Genomic DNA, 15,940 nt, shown 5'->3' with positions numbered 1-15,940 from the left:
TCGCCGTGGGACCCCCGCAGGAGTGCTCCCACCACCGACCCTACGTCAGCGGCCGTCAGCTTCGAGCTGACTCCAGCCCCGGAAGAGTGACCCGGATCCGGCAACCACGTGGGGATTCGGCCACGCCGATGCGTCCGCCGTGCAGATCCACCGCCCAGCGCGCGATGGCCAGGCCGAGGCCCGTACCCCCGTCCGAGCCGGGGCCCGAGGGGGCGGGGCCGCCGCGGTTGAACCGCTCGAAGACCCGGTAGCGCTCCGACTCGGGAATGCCGGGCCCCTCGTCCTGCACGTCCAGCTCCAGGCTCTCGGGGCCCTCGCCGCGCCGCGCGTGCACCGTGACCCGGCCGTGCCGGGGGCTGTGCTTGATCGCGTTGTCGATGAGATTGGCCACGACCTGGTGCAGCCGCTCGGCGTCCGCGTGCGCGGTCAGCTCCGGCGGCGAGACGTCGAGGTGGAGATGGACGTCCGTACGGGTGTGGGTGCCGGAGCCGGCCACGCCGGCGAGGGTGGAGGCGCCCCGGCTCATATTGGCCTCCTTGAGCACCCCGGACAGGTACGGCCAGACCTCGAAGCGCCGGGCGTGCAGCGGCACCACCCCGTTGTCCAGCCGGGACAGGTCCAGCAGGTGCTCGACCAGGCGGCCCAGCCGCTCGGTCTGCTTCAGCGCTGTCCGCATCGTCTCCGGGTCCGGCTCGCTGACCCCGTCGACCACGTTCTCCAGGACGGCGCGGAGCGCGGCGATCGGGGTGCGCAGCTCGTGGGAGACATTGGCCACCAGCTCCTTGCGGTGGGTGTCCACCGCCTCCAGGTCGGCCGCCATCCGGTTGAAGGCGTTCGCCAGGTCGCCGAACTCGTCGCGGCGCTCCGAACGGACCCGGCGGCTGTAGTTGCCGTGCGCCATCGACCGGGTGACATCCGTCATCTCGTCGAGCGGAGCGGTGAGGCTGTTGGCCACGAACTGGGTGATCAGCAGCGAGGCGATGATCGAGAAGATCGTGATCACCCGCAGCTCGGTCGCCGAGTGCATCGCGACGAAGACCAGCAGCGTGGTGATGATCACCGAGACGCTGACCAGCGCGCCGAGCGCGGCCTTCACCGAGCGGTACGGGTCGAGCGGGCGCAGGCCCTCCCAGACCCGCTGCCCCAGCTCGCGCACGGGCGTCCGCCACCACCGCCGCGTCATGCGGCCGGGGTCTCCAGGGCGTAGCCGACACCGTGGACCGTACGGATGCGCTCGGCACCGATCTTGCGGCGCAGCGCCTTGATGTGGCTGTCGACCGTACGGGTCCCGGAGGCGTCCGCCCAGTCCCACACCTCGGCCAGCAGCTGCTCACGGGAGAGCACCGCGCGCGGGGTGTTCGCCAGGCAGACCAGCAGATCGAACTCGGTGGGCGTCAGATGGACGTCCGAGCCGCGCACCCGCACCCGGCGCTGGGCGTGGTCGATCTCCAGCTCACCCAGCCGCAGGATGCCGCTGCGCGGGGTGTGCGCGGCCAGCGCGGCGCGCTCGACCCGGCGCAGCAGGACGTGCACCCGGGCGGCCAGCTCCCGCATCGAGAACGGCTTGGTCATGTAGTCGTCGGCGCCGACGCCGAGGCCGACGAGCATGTCGGTCTCGTCGTCCCGCGCGGTGAGCATCATCACGGGCACCGGCCGCTGGGCCTGGACCCGCCGGCACACCTCCAGGCCGTCGAAGCCCGGCAGCATCACGTCGAGGACCAGCAGATCCGGCTGCCAGGCCTCCGCGGTCTCGACCGCGGCCGGTCCGTCGGTGGCCGTCTGCACCTGGAAGCCCTCGGCGCGCAGCCGGGCCGCGATGGCCTCCACGATCGTCGGGTCGTCCTCCACGACCAGTACCCGGCGCTGGGCGCCCGGCGTGGCGGCGGCGCCGCCCTGCGTTGTCTGAGTCTGGTCCATCGCCCGCCCCTGCATCCCCTGCGTGGTCGCGTATTGCTGGGCAGCAGCGTACGGGCATGGTGTGACTGTCGGCTACGCGCCCTTCCGCGCAAGATGGACCACGTCAGGGACGCCTCGGACAACGGGGATCTCTTCCGTATGTACCCCGTTGAAACCGGCATTTCGCAAGGCTTCCTCGAACGCCGGCGAGGGCTGCGCGGACCAGACGGCGAGCACTCCGCCGGGGGTCAGACGGTCGTGGCAGGCGGCGAGTCCGGCGGGGGAGTAGAGGCTGTTGTTGTCCTCGGTGACCGTCCAGTCGGGGCCGTTGTCGATGTCCAAACACAGGGCGTCGTAGGTGCCTTGGCCCGTTTCCGTTCGCACGTGGGCGACCAGGTCGGCGGGCAGGATCTCGGTGCGCGGATCGGCCAGCGCCTCCGCCGAGACCGCGGACAGCGGACCCGTACGGTGCCAGTCGATGACCGCTTCCTCGCGCTCGACGACCACGATCCGGCCCCAGCGCGGCTGACCGGCCGCGCGGGCCAGGGAGAACCCGACGCCGAGGCCGCCGATCAGTACGGAGGGCCGGGTGCGGCCGGCCGGCAGGGCGGCGAGCGCGGCGTCGACCAGCAGCCGCTCGGACCGGCCGTCGGAGGTGTCCATCAGGAAGCAGCCGTTGGCGATGATCTCGTAGACCACGGGCGCCGCGGGGGCGCCGGAGCCGTCAATTCCGGGGTCTGCGGGGGGTCCGCCCCGCTGCCGCAGCACCACTTCGCCGTACGGGCCCTCGCGTCGGTCGATCGTGCGCGGGGCCTCGGGGAGGCCGGTCGTTGCCTGCGTCGGAGTAACGGGAGCCATGGCGCCATGGTGGCCAATACGGGCCGCACCGGTCCACCGCTTTGGACAGGGTTGCGCCGCCGGTGACGCGGACGTGGCGTCGTCGGCATGGGTTGCTCTGTGTGAGGGATGTCACTCACACAGCTTCCTCATGGGTTGAGCGTGCAGGCTGGTCCGGAACGTACGGCAGGGCAGAGGAATCACGGCCGAGGGACACGGGCGTGGCTGACCGGATGTGCCATGAACGGAAGGGACCTCGGACAAGTGAGCTGGCTGGGAACCGCCGCGAGGGCACGGGCCGATCGCGCGCCGTCCGTCATACCGGGGCCGGACAACGGCGCGGACACCGCACCGGCCGTCCCGCCGGGCCTGCTGCCGGGCATCCCCCGGCAACGCGCGCCCCGGCAGGTCGTCGCGCAGGAGCCGGCGGCCGCCGCGGGACCGGCGCCCCTGCGACGACGGCCCGGACGGCTGCTGCCCACGCCCCTCGGCACCCCCTTCACCTTCGGCTACGCCCTCCTCCTCGTGGCCACCTCGCTCTTCGCCGAGTACGCCGACCCGGCGCTGGTCTCCGATCTGCTCCAGGGCTCCAGTACGGACGTCGTCCATCTGGCGCAGGCCCCACTGCTGGTGCTGGTCGCCAGCGCGCTGTGGATCGCGGGCGGTATGACCTCCGCGTACGCCGTCGGCTTCCTCTTCGTCCTGACGGCGCTGGAGCGGCGGATCGGCGGAGTGCGCACGGCCGCCGTGTTCTTCGGCGGCCATGTGCTGGCCACCCTCGCCACCGAACTGCCCGTCGCCTTCTCGGTCGCCGCGGGCAAGCTGCCGGAGAGTTCGCTGCACCGGCTCGACTACGGCATCAGCTTCGGCGTGATGACCAGCATCGGCGCCCTCGCGGGCCTGCTGCCGGCCTGGTTGCGCTGGCCGGTGCTGGCCGGTGTCGGCTACGTGGCCGTGACCGATCTGCTCGCCTACGCCGACCCGATGACCGACTGGGGCCATCTGCTCTCGCTCGCCCTGGGCGTCGCGAGCTGGCCGCTGCTCCGCCACTGGCGCACCCTGCTCGCCCGGCCCGCACCGCTCCTGGGCGACCTGGGCCATCCGTCGCTGCGCGGCGTGCGGACCTACTGAGCGTCCGGGAGCCGCGGGCTCACGGGACGGACGGCCGAGCGGTAGGTATGGGTGACGGCGTAGGCGCAGCCGCCCAGCAGCGCCACGCCGGACAACACCCCGCTGACGAACGGCACCCAGGCCACGGCCGAGGTCGCCGCCATGCCCAGCCCGGTCAGACCGAGTACGGTCAGCGCGATGCCGGGGACGGCGATGCTGCGCCGCTTCCAGACCGCCATCAGTGCGATGAAGTGCAGACCGACGATCAGCGCGATCCAGGCCACGGCGGTCTCCTGGGGAGCGCCCGCCGCCCGCAGCGCGAGATTGCCGCCGATCAGCAGCACCGCCTCGGCCCCCACGACGAAGGCGAACTTCCCCCGGAACCAGTCCGCGCGGGCGGCCTCGGCGTCCTCCACCACGGGCCGTCCCAGACGCCCGGCCCGCAGGGCGAGCGCCAGCAGCCCGGCGAAGGTGAGCACTGCGAGCACCCGCAGGGCGATACCGATGGAGGGGTTCAGCGGGTCGTGCGCGTTGGCGACCACGAAGACGGTCCCGAAGAAGGCACCGATGAAGACTCCGGACATCCGCTGCAACATGCGCTGAAGGTAGCAGTCATGACGCCGTGTGAGGTCGCCTTTTGCAAGGCGGCCTGTGCGGCACGTCCGGCCATCGGCCGCACGGCTATCCGAGCCACATGAGCATGCCGTCCCCCTCGTCCGCCGCCGCACGGAAGAACGGCCGCAGCAGCTCGTAGTGCTCGCTCACGAAGTCCAGGGACGCGCCCCGCTCCCAGACGATCGCCGGGTACACCGCCGCCTCGGCGAGGTCCTCCGGACCGACCCCGGCCGTCAGACGCTCACCGGATATCCCGGCCAGCGCCCCGGCGGCGGCCCGCACCCGCTCGGGGGTGAGGTAGCGGGGCGGGCCGTAGCCCCAGTCGTCGGCATCCGGGACGGCCTCCTCGCCGTGGACGATGTCCACCGGGAAGGCCGCCCGGCGCAGCAGGAATCCGAGGGCGTCCCAGGCCTTGTCGATGTCCAGGCAGCGCGCCAGCTCGGGCCGGGGGCACTGCTCCGCCTCCGCCTCCATCCGCCCGCCGACCAGCGCCAGCGCCCACTCCGGATCGCCGAGGGCGCGGTGGAGTTCGGCGGGTGTGACGCGTGCGTACTCTCCGATCATGCTCATGGTCCCGAGGCTAGGCGCGACCACTGACAACGCCGGGTGCCGAAAGGGCCGTTGCCCTCGTGCGGCGAAAGGATCCGGCCAGGCGCGGCGCGCCCCGGCCGCCTGGGAGAATGGCGGCCCCTTCCGAGCGCGGGCTCGCAGGCGCTCGCCGGCCGCAGGAGTAGACGCACCTTGTCCCCAGACCACGAGCCATCGATTCCGGACACCGCCGACCTCGGCCTGCGGTCCGACTGCGGCAGCTGCTTCGGGCTCTGCTGTGTCGCGCTGCCGTTCGCGGCCTCGGCGGACTTCGCGATCGACAAGGACGCCGGCCGGCCCTGCCCGAACCTGCAGACGGACTTCCGCTGCGGCATCCACGCCGACCTCCGCCCGCGCGGCTTCTCCGGCTGCACCGTCTTCGACTGCTTCGGCGCCGGGCAGAAGGTCTCCCAGGTCACCTTCGGCGGCCAGGACTGGCGGCGGGCGCCGGGGACCGCCCGGCAGATGTTCGACGTCTTCCCCGTCATGCGGCAGCTGCACGAACTCCTCTGGTACCTGGCCGAGGCGCTGACCCTGCCGGCCGCGCGACCCGTCCATGCCGACCTGCGGGCGGCGCTGGAGAAGACCGAGGCTCTCACCCGTGGCAGCGCCCAGGAGCTCACCGCGCTCGAGGTGCCGGCCCACCGGGGCGAGGTCAACGCCCTGCTGCTGCGCACCAGCGAACTCGTACGGGCCGCGGTCCCCGGCCGTAAGAAGGAGCGGCGCGGGGCCGACCTCATGGGGGCCCGCCTCAAGGGGGCCGATCTCCGGGGCGCCAACCTCCGCGGGGCGTATCTCATCGCCGCCGATCTGAAGGGCGCCGATCTGCGCTCGGCGGACCTGATCGGCGCCGACCTGCGGGACGCGGACCTGTCCGGCGCCGACCTCACCGGTGCCCTCTTCCTCACCCAGGCACAGCTCAACGCGGCCCGGGGCGACGCGGCGGCCAAGCTGCCGGAGACCTTGTCCCGCCCCGCCCACTGGCGGCCCGCAGGTGATCGCTGACAGCGAACGCAGGTGGGGGAACATCTCCCGCCCCGGCTGCATTGAGTGAGTAAAGCTCAACTTGTTTGCCGAAGGGGAGATCATGGCTTCGACGTCCACACCGCTCACTCTGCCCGTGCTGCCCCTCGATGACGAGGTCGTGCTCCCCGGCATGGTGGTGCCCCTGGACCTGTCCGACGCGGACGTACGGGCCGCGGTGGAGGCCGCGCAGGCCGCCGCCACCTCGGGCAACAAGCCGCGGGTGCTGCTTGTGCCCCGCATCGACGGGACGTACGCCGGGATCGGCACGCTCGGGCGGATCGAGCAGGTCGGGCGGCTGTCCGACGGCGATCCTGGGGCGCTGATCCGGGGCCTGGGCCGGGTGCGGATCGGCTCCGGCACGACCGGGCCCGGTGCCGCGCTCTGGGTGGAGGGCACGACCGTCGAGGAGACGGTCCCCGACCCCCTGCCCGGCGCGGTGGCCGAATTCGTCACGGAGTACAAGGCACTGGCCACCAGCTGGCTGCGCAAGCGCGGCGCCTGGCAGGTCGTCGACCGCGTCCAGCAGATCGAGGACGTCCCGACGCTGGCCGACAACTCCGGCTACTCGCCGTTCCTGACCACCGAACAGAAGGTCCGGCTGCTGGAGACCGCCGACCCGGTTGCGCGGCTGAAGTTCGCCACCGAGACGCTGCGCGAGCACCTCGCCGAGCAGGACGTCGCCGAATCCATCGCCAAGGACGTCCAGGAGGGCGTCGACAAGCAGCAGCGGGAGTTCCTGCTGCGGCGGCAGCTGGAGGCGGTCCGCAAGGAACTCGCCGAGATCAACGGCGACCCGGAGGACGAGGGCGACGACTACCGCGCCCGGGTCGAGGCCGCCGACCTGCCCGAGGACGTCCGCAAGGCCGCCCTCAAGGAGGTCGACAAGCTGGAGCGGTCCAGCGACCAGAGCCCCGAGGGCTCCTGGATCCGCACCTGGCTGGACACCGTCCTGGAACTGCCGTGGCACGACCGCACCGAGGACGCCTACGACATCGCCGGCGCCAAGGAGATCCTCGACGCCGACCACTCCGGCCTGGAGGACGTCAAGGAGCGGATCACCGAATACCTGGCCGTCCGCAAGCGGCGGGCGGAGCGGGGGCTCGGCCTCATCGGAGGCCGTCGCGGCGGGGCCGTGCTGGCGCTGGTCGGGCCGCCCGGTGTCGGCAAGACCTCGCTCGGCGAGTCCGTCGCACGGGCCATGGGCCGTAAGTTCGTCCGGGTCGCGCTCGGCGGCGTCCGGGACGAGGCGGAGATCCGCGGGCACCGCCGGACGTATGTCGGCGCGCTGCCGGGCCGGATCGTACGGGCCATCAAGGAAGCCGGGTCGATGAACCCGGTGGTGCTGCTCGACGAGATCGACAAGGTGGGCTCCGACTTCCGCGGCGACCCCGCCGCCGCCCTCCTGGAGGTCCTGGACCCGGCGCAGAACCACACCTTCCGCGACCACTACCTGGAGGTCGAACTCGACCTCAGCGACGTGGTCTTCCTGGCCACCGCCAACGTCCTGGAAGCCATCCCCGAGCCGCTGCTCGACCGGATGGAGCTGGTGCGGCTGGACGGCTATACCGAGGACGAGAAGGTCGTCATCGCCCGGGACCACCTGCTGCCGCGCCAGTTGGAGCGGGCCGGTCTGGAGAGCGGCGAGGTGACCCTTCAGGAGGACGCGCTGCGCAAGCTGGCGGGCGAGTACACCCGCGAGGCGGGCGTACGGAATCTGGAGCGCGCGGTCGCCAGGCTGCTGCGCAAGGTCGCCGCACAGCACGAACTGGGGCAGCAGGAGCTGCCGTTCACGGTGGGCACGGACCAGCTGCGCCCGCTGATCGGGCGGCCGCACCACACCCCCGAGTCGGCACAGGACCCGGCCGAGCGGCGCACCGCGGTGCCCGGTGTGGTCACCGGCCTCGCGGTCACCGGTGCCGGTGGCGATGTGCTCTATGTGGAGGCCTCGCTCGCCGATCCGGAGACCGGGGCGTCCGGACTCCAGCTGACCGGCCAGCTCGGCGACGTGATGAAGGAGTCCGCGCACATCGCGCTGTCGTTCCTGCGCTCGCACGGCGCGGAACTGGAGCTCCCGGTCGCCGACCTGAAGGAGCGCGGAGTGCATCTGCACGTACCGGCGGGCGCCGTCCCCAAGGACGGGCCGAGCGCGGGCGTGACGATGACGACGGCGCTGGCCTCGCTGCTGTCGGGCCGGCAGGTCCGGCCGGATGTGGCGATGACCGGTGAGGTCTCGCTGACCGGGCGGGTGCTGCCGATCGGCGGCGTCAAGCAGAAGCTGCTGGCGGCGCACCGCGCCGGGATCACCACCGTGGTCATCCCCAAGCGCAATGAACCCGACCTGGACGAGGTGCCGGCCGAGATCCTCGAAGCGCTGGAGGTCCACCCCGTCGCGGACGTCCGCCAGGTGCTGGAGCTGGCACTGACCCCGGCCTCGAACGGGGCCGCTCCGGAGGTGCCGGTCGCGGCGTGAGAAAAACGGCGGCCGGTCCGGCTCCCCGCAAGGGGCCGGGCCGGCCGCCGCGCTGGTGCACGGGGGGCGTTCTTCGGACCGGCGGTGAGCCGGGATGTCGCCCGTCAGCCGTTGGCGAGGGCCCGGAGGCGGTCCATCGCGCCGTTGAAGCGGTTGTGGTCACCGACCGTGGGACCGGTCGAGGTGTACTGCCAGATGGTGTGGAAGCCCCAGCCGGCCGGGAGTTCGCCGGCCGAGGAGCCGTAGCGCGGGACCCACAGCGGGTTGACGGCGCCGAAGGCGGTGGAGTTGCCGGTGCACTGCCTCCACCAGCTGGTGGAGGTGTAGATGACGGCGTCCCGGCCGGTCCGCGCCTTGTAGGTGGCGAACCAGTCCTTCATCCAGTTGACCAGGCCGGCCGCGCTCAGTCCGTAACAGGTGGCGCCGTAGGGGTTGTACTCCATGTCGAGCGCGCCGGGCAGCGTCCTGCCGTCCCTGGACCAGCCGCCGCCGTGGTTGACGAAGTAGGTGGCCTGGGCGGCACCGCTGGAGGTGTCGGGTGTGGCGAAGTGGTACGCGCCCCGGATCATCCCGATGTTGTAGGAGCCGTTGTACTGCTGGGCGAAGGACGGATTGGTGTAGCTGGTGGACTCCGTCGCCTTCACGTAGGCGAAGCGGACGCCACTGTTCCAGAGCGTCGACCAGGCGACGCTGCCGTTGTGGCTGCTGACGTCCACACCCTCGACGGACGCCGCGAGCGACGACGCGGGCGGGGCGATGCCGGCCGCGCTGCCCTCGTGCCGGGCGATCTGGGAACCGGCCCAGTCCTGACCGGGGTGGCTGGGCTCGGGTGCGTGCCGGCCGGCCGTGGCGCCGGCGGTGCCCGGCAGTCCGAGGAGGAGGGCGAGGACGGCGAGAAGGACCCCGGCCACGGTCGCGAGGGACCGTGCGGGTCGGTGGGGGGAGCCGGATCTGAGCACGGACATACGTGCCTCCGAAGATCTCGGTGGATGACCTGAGGGGGGAGGAGCTGACGGCGTGGCGCAGGCGTGCGGGACGCGGCGGTGCGGCGTGCGGGACGCGCGACGGAACCGCGGACGCCCCGGGCCTTTTGGTATGGCCATGCCAGAAATGACGATACGCGCGTAGAACGAGGGGGCAGAAGAGGGGCGGTGGGCTGCCGTTGGTCTAATCCTGCGAAATACTGGCCGAGCTGCGGCTTCGGCCGCCGATGGCGGAAACTTTCAGGTGAGGGAAAGCGGGAATGGGCGCTGACGTGCACGACACCGGAGCCGACGGAACGACGGCGGACGGCGGACCAATTGGTGTGGACCACGTATTTCTGGCCCTGGAACGCGAATTGGCGGTCTTTCTCCGCCGGGCCCGTGCCTCGTCGGGCGAACTGGCGCGAGAGGTACATCCCGACCTGGAGCCCTCCGCGTACGGCCTCCTTGTCCGGCTGGCCGACGCCGGCACCCAGCGGGCCACCGGCCTCGCCGCCTTCTTCGGCGTCGGCAAGGCCACGATGAGCCGCCAGTTGCACGCCCTGGAGAAGCTCGGACTCGTCGCCCGCGAGCCGGACCCGGCCGACGGCCGGGCGGTCCTGGTGCGCCTGACCGAGGAGGGCCGCGACCGCTTCACCCGCGTCCGTACCGGCCGCCGCGCCCAGTACGCCCGCCGCCTCGCCTCCTGGGACCGCACCGAGGTCGCCGAACTCGCCCGGCTGCTGCACCGGCTGAACGCGGAGCAGGAGGGGGACGAGGTGTAGGAGGTGCCGGGGGCGCGTGGGGTCTGCCGTGCCGCACCGTCCCCGGGTCTGTGCCGCACCGCCATCGACCTGCGCCGCACCGCCCCCGGACCCGCGTCACCGCACCCCCGGACCCGCGCCGCCGCGGTGCAGTTGCCTCGCGCCGGGAGAAATTCGCCGCGCGCCGGTGATTGTCACGGCGCCACAAAAATCACGGCGCCACAAAAATCACCGCCGCGTCGTCCCGCGCCTTGCCGCGCGGATACGCCGCGCCCTCCGGGTCCGCCGCCTCCGCCGCCCGGACCCGGTCGATCAGCGCCTGGGGGCCCCGCTCGCTCACCAGGGCCACGCAGTCGGCCCAGGTGCCCTCGTGGAAGACCTCCGTCCAGCGGCCCGCGCCGTCGCTGAGCGCGGTCAGCGAGCGCAGCCCCTCGCGCGCAGCGGTGCCGGACACCGCACGGGCGGCCACCGCCGGATCGGCGGCCGCGGTGAAGAAGCCGCCCTCCGCGTTGCGCAGCGCCTCGACCGCACGGGCGTACTTCCGGCCCGCCGCGGCCCGTTCCGCCGAGCCGCGGGGCAGCGCCCGTACGGCGGCGCGCCGGTCTTGGACCGCGGGCGGCAGTTCGTCCAGCCGCCGGTCGAGCACCGGATGCACCGAGCCGTCCGCCCGCTCCAGGAGCAGCACCGAATCGGACAGGACGAGGTACTCGACGGCGACCCCGGACCACCGCGCGGCGACGACGGTTGCCTGTGGAGTGCGGGGGTGAGAAAGGTCACAGGTGTCCCGATGGATATCGGCCGTCCGGGAGATGGCGGCGGAGAGAACCTCAGGGAGTGTCATATCCCGGTGTGAAACAGACAGTTCGAGCATTGCGCCGCCGAGCCGCGCGGTGAACCACGGCACCGTGTGGCGGCAGCCGTAGTCCTCTTCCGGCGGCGTCACGCCGTCCAGCAGGACGAGCGCTCCGCCCTGGCCGGAGGCCGGCAGGGCTACCGATGCGTAGTCCTCGTTTGGGTGTTGGGCGTCGCCCGGCTCGGTGGCGAGTTCGATGCGCATGGCCGCAAGTCTGCCGGAGGTCTTGATTCCGCCCCTGCCGACGGGCGCGCGCGGCGGTGCCGGAGTGCGGCGGGGGCGGGGCGTACCGGAGGTAAGGACCGGGGTCCCGGCGGCGTGCGGGCGCGCATCCTTCCAGGAGCGGGACGCATCTCCAAACCCGTTCCCGGGTTGCGCGAGGGTGCGGCCGAAAACGGTGGCGCACGGAAGTTGATGGTCAAACTCCGATTGATGTTCACTCGTTCAGGTGGCCGGGCATGTGTTGCCGAGCCACTGCGCGGTGCCGGTGGAAGGGTCGTTGCCCGGTCAAGGGGCGGGACCAGGACATTCGTCGCGACGCGCAGAGCCGGGCTGTTTCCCCTCGCGGAAGTGTGTGCTGCTGCGGACTTCGCGCAGGTCCGCCCCCGTGAGCGGTGAGCGAGCCGGGTCCGCGACGCCATATGGCGTGGACAGGCGAGACAGGAATGCGAGCAGCGGTGCGGAAGATGCGGCTTCGAGGCGGCGCAAGGGAGCCGGGATCACCGGCCGGTTCGGTCTCGGGACCGGGCACGGGCTCGGGTCCTGGTAAGGGTCCGGGCACGACGGACGGTGGCGGGAGCGGCGCGGGACGGCGTCCCGCGCGGGTGCGCAACCGGCTCGTCGGGGCGGTGGCCGTCGTGGCCGCAGCCGTCCTCGGCGCCGGCGCCCCCGGGTTGATGACCACGGCCGACAACGCCACCAACAGCCAGGAACTGGTCGATCTCGCCCAACTCAATGCGCATGCCATCGCGCTGGCCCACTCCCTCGCCGACGAACGTGACGGTATGACCGCATACGTCGCCACGGGACACGGCAGCCGTACGGCCGCGGGCCTGGGCAACTCCGCGGTCAACGGCGCCAACGCCGCGCGGGCGGACGACACCTCGGCCTCCCGGGCCCAGCGTGCCCGCGTGGACCGGCAGATCGGCGAGCTGCGCTCCGAGGCCCAGGGCGCCTCCGGTGACACCGCCGTGTACAAGACCGCCGCCAAGCTCCTGGCCGCGCTGCCGCAAACCCGCCAAAAGGCGCTGTCCGCGGGCGCATCGGCCGAGCAGGTCTACAGCGCCTATACCCAGGCGATCCAGGCGCTCGGTGCGATCAGCGACGACATCGCCCGCGGGCTGCCGGCCCGTGCCGACTCCGCCGACTCCGACACCCGTGCGCTGCCCGCCCTCGGTCGTGCCGCCGAACAGGCCGCCGGCACCCGGGCCCTGCTGCTCGCCGGGCTCCAGACGGGTGGCCGCCAGCCGCGGCTGGCGACCCTCGCCCAGGTCGCGCACGTCCGGGAACAGGGCGCGCTGGGCGACTTCCAGCAGACCGCGAGCCAGGGCGCCCGGGACCGTTACGTCCGCACCGTCAACGGCGCCGACGTCAACACCGCCGAGCGCTATCTGGCCCGGCTCACCGACCAGCCCCGGCTGGACGCCACCGATCTGCGGCTCAACCGCCGGCGCGTCCAGGAGACGCTCACCAGCCGTATCGGCCTGATGCGCGGTGTCGAGTCCGCCATGGCCACCGCCGACATCCAGCGCCTCGGCGTGCTGCGCGACGACGACGTCACGGAGCTGGAGATCCGCATCGGCCTGGAAGGGCTGTGCCTGCTGCTGGCCGTCGGCGCCGGCATCTGGGCCGCCCGCTCCATGACCCAGCCGCTCGCCGCGCTGCGGATCGGTGCCAAGCGGCTGGCCGCCGACCCCGCGCACGAGGAGCCCATCGCCTACAAGGGCCGCAACGACGAATTCGCCACCTCCGTGCAGTCCGTCAACGCGCTGCACGCCCAGGTCGGCGAGCTGGCGCGGCGCACCTCCGAACTGGAGGGCGAGCGCAAGCGGCTGATCGGCGGCCGGCAGCGGCTGGTCGCCGAGCGCGAGGTGCTCCAGGAGCAGGGCGAGACCCTCAGGGAGGAGATCGCCGATCTCACCGAGCGGCTGGCGGCTCTGCACGCCGGTGTGCACGGCCGGTTCGTCAACCTCTCGCTGCGCACCCTCGGCCTCGTGGAGCGCCAGCTCGGCGTCATCGAGTCGCTGGAGGAGAGCGAGCAGGACCCGGAACGGCTGGAAACGCTCTTCAAGCTGGACCACTTCGCCGCGCGGATGCGCCGCAACAGCGAGAACCTCCTCGTCCTGGCGGGCGCGGAGCAGTACAGCAACAACCACCAGGGGCCGGTGCCGCTGCTGGATGTGATGCGCGCCGCGATCAGCGAGATCGAGCGCTACGAGCGGGTGCGCATCCAGTCGCTGCCGCCGCACTCCCAGGTCGCCGGGTTCGCCGCGGACGACATCAGCCACCTGGTCGCCGAACTCCTGGAGAACGCCACCGCGTTCTCCCCGCCGGACGCCCATGTCGAGCTCTCCGGCTACCTGCTGGAGAGCGGCGAGGTCATGCTCTCCGTCCAGGACGAGGGCATAGGGATGACCTCGGAGCGGATGGCCGAGCTCAACGAGCGGCTGACGGACGTCGAGGCCGCCTCGTCCTCCGAGACCGTCGACGAGGCGCTGGGCCTGGGCCTGTACGTGGTCGTACGGCTGGCCGCCCGGCACGGTGTCCGGGTGCAGCTGCGGGACGCGAAGCAGGGCGGCGTCACCGCCGTCATCGTGCTGCCCGGCTCGATCCTGCCCACCCGCCCGGCCCCGTCGTCCTCCCCGGCGAGTGCGCCCCGGGACGTGGCCCACACCCCGGGCCTGCCCGGCTCGGTCGCCGAGGCGAACTCCAACGCGCTCCCGACCCGGGTGGCGCGGCACGACCCGGCAGCGGTGGCCGGCCCCGCGGCCGCCACCGCGTTCCCGGCGCAGGAGACCGGCCAGGGCCCGGCCCAGGACACCCCCGCGCCCGCCGGCCGGCCCGACGGCCAGGAGCCCGCACCGGCAGCCGGCCACGACGGCACCCCCGACGCGGACCCCGCTTCCGCCGACCCGTTCGTCGCCGCCGCGGAGCGCGCGATCGACGCGGCCGGACTCGGCGTCCCGGCCGAACCGGCGCCCGGCGCACCGGCACCCGCCAACGCCCCGCCGGCCGGCCCCACCACGTACGCGGGGTCCGAACCGAGCCCCTACGGCCCGCAGTCGCCCGGCCCCTACGCCGCCACCACCAGCGGCGCCGGCCGGAACCTCCGGCCCGAGGACGGCGGCACCTCGGCCGCCGACCCGGCGCCCGCCGCTCCCGGCAGCGAGCCCTCCGGAGCCGGTGCGCCCTCGTCCGACCCGTACGCCAACGGTCCGGACCCGCAGGCGCGCCCCGGGACGGACGCCACCCCCACGGACACGGCCGCGGCACCCGCCGACGTGTCCCCGGCCGAAGCACCGGCCGACCCACAGACCGCCGCCGCCCCGCCCGCGGGGGAGCGACGGACGACCTCCATGGGGCTGCCCAAGCGCACCCCGAAGGTCGTGGCGCAGAACCAGGCGCCGACCGCGCCGCGCAAGAGCGGTGCGGCCAACGCCGAGGCGCTGCGGCGCCGGCTCGGCGGATTTCAGGCGGGGGCGCGAGACGGCCGGCGAGAGGTCGAAGCCGAGATCGCAGAACGTACAGCGGAGCTGACCATCCCACAGACGGACACCGACGGAGCGGGGGCCCCGGGAGAGAGCCACGTTGTCGAGGAGGCACGCGATTGAAGGCGCAAGCGCCCACTGCTTACGGACAAGGTCTGAGCAGTCAGGCAAGGAATCTGCATTGGCTGCTGACCAACCTGGTCGAAGAGGTACCAGGAATCCACTCGGTCGCGGTGGTCTCCTCCGACGGCCTGCTCCTGCTGTCGTCCGACCCCGGCCGGGCGGAGGAAGCGGCCCGGCCTGGCGGCGATGACGGCCCGCGCGGATCCAGCGCGGACCTGGCCACCATCGTGTCCGGGCTGGGCAGCCTCACCCAGGGTGCCGCGAAGCTGATGGACGGCGGAGCGGTCAAGCAGACGATGATCACGATGGACGAGGGCAGCCTGTTCGTCATGTCGATCAGTGACGGCTCGCTGCTCGGGGTGCATGCCACCCCGGATTGCGATATGAGCGTCATCGCCTACCACATGGCGCTGTTCGTCGGCCGGGCCGGTCATGTCCTCACCCCCGAACTCCGCACCGAATTGCGTAAGTCGATGGAGAACGCCCAGTGAGCGAACGTAGTGAGCGGACCATGGAGAGGTGCGCCCCGAGCGAGTGCGAGGGCGGACGAAGCGAGGTTTCGGCATGAGCAGCAGTCGCAAACTCCCGGTACGCGGCGGGGAGCGGAAACCCTCGCGCGTGCGGCCGTACTCGCTCACCGGCGGCCGGACGCGATTCGGCCATGTCCTGCTCGTCGAGACCTTCGTGGCCGCGCTGGAGGCGCCCGAGGAGCGCCGCGAGCTGACATCCGGCGGCTGGGGCGACCGGGTGATGCCGGAGATGCGCGCCATCGTCGAGCTGTGCCGCCGGATGCGCTCGGTCGCGGAGATCTCCGCACTCCTCAAGATGCCGCTGGGCGTGGTCCGTGTACTGCTCAGCGACCTCGCCGACCAGGGAAAGATTCGCGTCTACGGCACCGGGCACGGCTCCGGCCGGCCCGACCGCGCGCTGCTCGAAAGGGTGCTGAGTGGACTTCACAGGCTCTGACACGATATCGGCCGGGCCGACGG

At 72.6% G+C, this 15,940-nt stretch carries 14 protein-coding genes; 7 read left to right on the top strand and 7 right to left on the bottom strand.

Going from position 1 to position 15,940, the window contains the following annotated elements:
* Positions 1-55: 55 nt before the first annotated feature.
* The 3 genes from Scani_RS04345 to Scani_RS04335 all read right to left on the bottom strand — a co-directional run bounded on the left by Scani_RS04345 (position 56) and on the right by Scani_RS04335 (position 2,754).
* Complete coding sequence (locus tag Scani_RS04345; protein ID WP_159470191.1) at positions 56-1,183, bottom strand: HAMP domain-containing sensor histidine kinase; 1,128 nt, start codon at positions 1,181-1,183, stop codon at positions 56-58.
* Complete coding sequence (locus Scani_RS04340; RefSeq protein ID WP_159470189.1) at positions 1,180-1,917, bottom strand: response regulator transcription factor; 738 nt, start codon at positions 1,915-1,917, stop codon at positions 1,180-1,182. The genes Scani_RS04345 and Scani_RS04340 overlap by 4 nt, the downstream gene beginning before the upstream one ends.
* A 72-nt stretch (positions 1,918-1,989) precedes the next feature.
* Complete coding sequence (locus Scani_RS04335; protein WP_159470187.1) at positions 1,990-2,754, bottom strand: spermidine synthase family protein; 765 nt, start codon at positions 2,752-2,754, stop codon at positions 1,990-1,992.
* A gap of 243 nt (positions 2,755-2,997) precedes the next feature.
* On the opposite strand from Scani_RS04335, the gene Scani_RS04330 reads away from it, so the two are divergent.
* Positions 2,998-3,864, top strand: coding sequence for a rhomboid-like protein (locus Scani_RS04330; RefSeq protein WP_159470185.1), 867 nt, complete (start codon positions 2,998-3,000; stop codon positions 3,862-3,864).
* Here Scani_RS04330 and Scani_RS04325 read toward each other — a convergent pair.
* Together Scani_RS04325 and Scani_RS04320 are read right to left on the bottom strand one after the other, a co-directional pair.
* Positions 3,858-4,439 (bottom strand): hypothetical protein, encoded by a 582-nt coding sequence (locus tag Scani_RS04325; protein WP_159470184.1) that lies wholly within the window; start codon positions 4,437-4,439, stop codon positions 3,858-3,860. The two genes, Scani_RS04330 and Scani_RS04325, sit on opposite strands and share 7 nt — an antisense overlap.
* Positions 4,440-4,524: 85 nt before the next feature.
* Positions 4,525-5,028: a YfbM family protein gene (locus Scani_RS04320; protein ID WP_246295488.1), complete on the bottom strand. Its 504-nt coding sequence runs from the start codon at positions 5,026-5,028 to the stop codon at positions 4,525-4,527.
* Between the two features lie 171 nt (positions 5,029-5,199).
* Here Scani_RS04320 and Scani_RS04315 point away from each other — a divergent pair, with 171 nt between their 5' ends.
* Positions 5,200-6,051, top strand: coding sequence for a pentapeptide repeat-containing protein (locus tag Scani_RS04315; protein WP_159470182.1), 852 nt, complete (start codon positions 5,200-5,202; stop codon positions 6,049-6,051).
* Positions 6,052-6,133: 82 nt separating this feature from the next.
* Positions 6,134-8,542, top strand: coding sequence for an endopeptidase La (lon, locus tag Scani_RS04310; RefSeq protein ID WP_159470180.1), 2,409 nt, complete (start codon positions 6,134-6,136; stop codon positions 8,540-8,542).
* Positions 8,543-8,646: 104 nt separating this feature from the next.
* Here lon and Scani_RS04305 read toward each other — a convergent pair whose 3' ends face one another.
* Positions 8,647-9,507 carry a lysozyme gene (locus tag Scani_RS04305; RefSeq protein ID WP_159470178.1) on the bottom strand — a complete coding sequence of 287 codons (861 nt, stop codon included), beginning with the start codon at positions 9,505-9,507 and terminating at the stop codon, positions 8,647-8,649.
* Positions 9,508-9,785: 278 nt separating this feature from the next.
* On the opposite strand from Scani_RS04305, the gene Scani_RS04300 reads away from it, so the two are divergent.
* Positions 9,786-10,289 carry a MarR family winged helix-turn-helix transcriptional regulator gene (locus Scani_RS04300; RefSeq protein WP_159470176.1) on the top strand — a complete coding sequence of 168 codons (504 nt, stop codon included), beginning with the start codon at positions 9,786-9,788 and terminating at the stop codon, positions 10,287-10,289.
* A 190-nt stretch (positions 10,290-10,479) separates the two neighbouring features.
* On the opposite strand, the gene Scani_RS04295 is transcribed toward Scani_RS04300, so the two are convergent.
* On the bottom strand, positions 10,480-11,325 hold the full coding sequence (locus tag Scani_RS04295) for a hypothetical protein (RefSeq protein WP_159470174.1): 846 nt from the start codon (positions 11,323-11,325) through the stop codon (positions 10,480-10,482).
* Positions 11,326-11,945: 620 nt separating this feature from the next.
* On the opposite strand from Scani_RS04295, the gene Scani_RS04290 reads away from it, so the two are divergent.
* The 3 genes from Scani_RS04290 to Scani_RS04280 all read left to right on the top strand — a co-directional run bounded on the left by Scani_RS04290 (position 11,946) and on the right by Scani_RS04280 (position 15,917).
* Positions 11,946-14,951 (top strand): nitrate- and nitrite sensing domain-containing protein, encoded by a 3,006-nt coding sequence (locus Scani_RS04290; protein WP_159470172.1) that lies wholly within the window; start codon positions 11,946-11,948, stop codon positions 14,949-14,951.
* On the top strand, positions 14,948-15,442 hold the full coding sequence (locus tag Scani_RS04285; RefSeq protein WP_159470170.1) for a roadblock/LC7 domain-containing protein: 495 nt from the start codon (positions 14,948-14,950) through the stop codon (positions 15,440-15,442). Before Scani_RS04290 ends, Scani_RS04285 begins: the two co-directional genes overlap by 4 nt.
* A 73-nt stretch (positions 15,443-15,515) precedes the next feature.
* A complete protein-coding gene (locus Scani_RS04280; RefSeq protein ID WP_086720132.1) occupies positions 15,516-15,917 on the top strand; it encodes a DUF742 domain-containing protein in 402 nt (133 codons plus the stop codon).
* Positions 15,918-15,940 lie beyond the last annotated feature (23 nt).

It is taken from the genome of Streptomyces caniferus (assembly GCF_009811555.1).
In the GTDB taxonomy this organism is placed as follows: domain Bacteria; phylum Actinomycetota; class Actinomycetes; order Streptomycetales; family Streptomycetaceae; genus Streptomyces; species Streptomyces caniferus.
This window is presented reverse-complemented; position numbering and strand designations above follow the sequence as displayed.

What these genes read in the sequence shown, in the direction of transcription:
- Scani_RS04345 (WP_159470191.1), bottom strand. Translation starts at nt 1,183, where the DNA reads ATGACGCGGCGGTGGTGGCGGACGCCCGTGCGCGAGCTGGGGCAGCGG.
- Scani_RS04340 (WP_159470189.1), bottom strand. Translation starts at nt 1,917, where the DNA reads ATGGACCAGACTCAGACAACGCAGGGCGGCGCCGCCGCCACGCCGGGC.
- Scani_RS04335 (WP_159470187.1), bottom strand. Translation starts at nt 2,754, where the DNA reads ATGGCTCCCGTTACTCCGACGCAGGCAACGACCGGCCTCCCCGAGGCC.
- Scani_RS04325 (WP_159470184.1), bottom strand. Translation starts at nt 4,439, where the DNA reads ATGTTGCAGCGGATGTCCGGAGTCTTCATCGGTGCCTTCTTCGGGACC.
- Scani_RS04320 (WP_246295488.1), bottom strand. Translation starts at nt 5,028, where the DNA reads ATGAGCATGATCGGAGAGTACGCACGCGTCACACCCGCCGAACTCCAC.
- lon (WP_159470180.1), top strand. Translation starts at nt 6,134, where the DNA reads ATGGCTTCGACGTCCACACCGCTCACTCTGCCCGTGCTGCCCCTCGAT.
- Scani_RS04305 (WP_159470178.1), bottom strand. Translation starts at nt 9,507, where the DNA reads ATGTCCGTGCTCAGATCCGGCTCCCCCCACCGACCCGCACGGTCCCTC.
- Scani_RS04300 (WP_159470176.1), top strand. Translation starts at nt 9,786, where the DNA reads ATGGGCGCTGACGTGCACGACACCGGAGCCGACGGAACGACGGCGGAC.
- Scani_RS04295 (WP_159470174.1), bottom strand. Translation starts at nt 11,325, where the DNA reads ATGCGCATCGAACTCGCCACCGAGCCGGGCGACGCCCAACACCCAAAC.
- Scani_RS04280 (WP_086720132.1), top strand. Translation starts at nt 15,516, where the DNA reads ATGAGCAGCAGTCGCAAACTCCCGGTACGCGGCGGGGAGCGGAAACCC.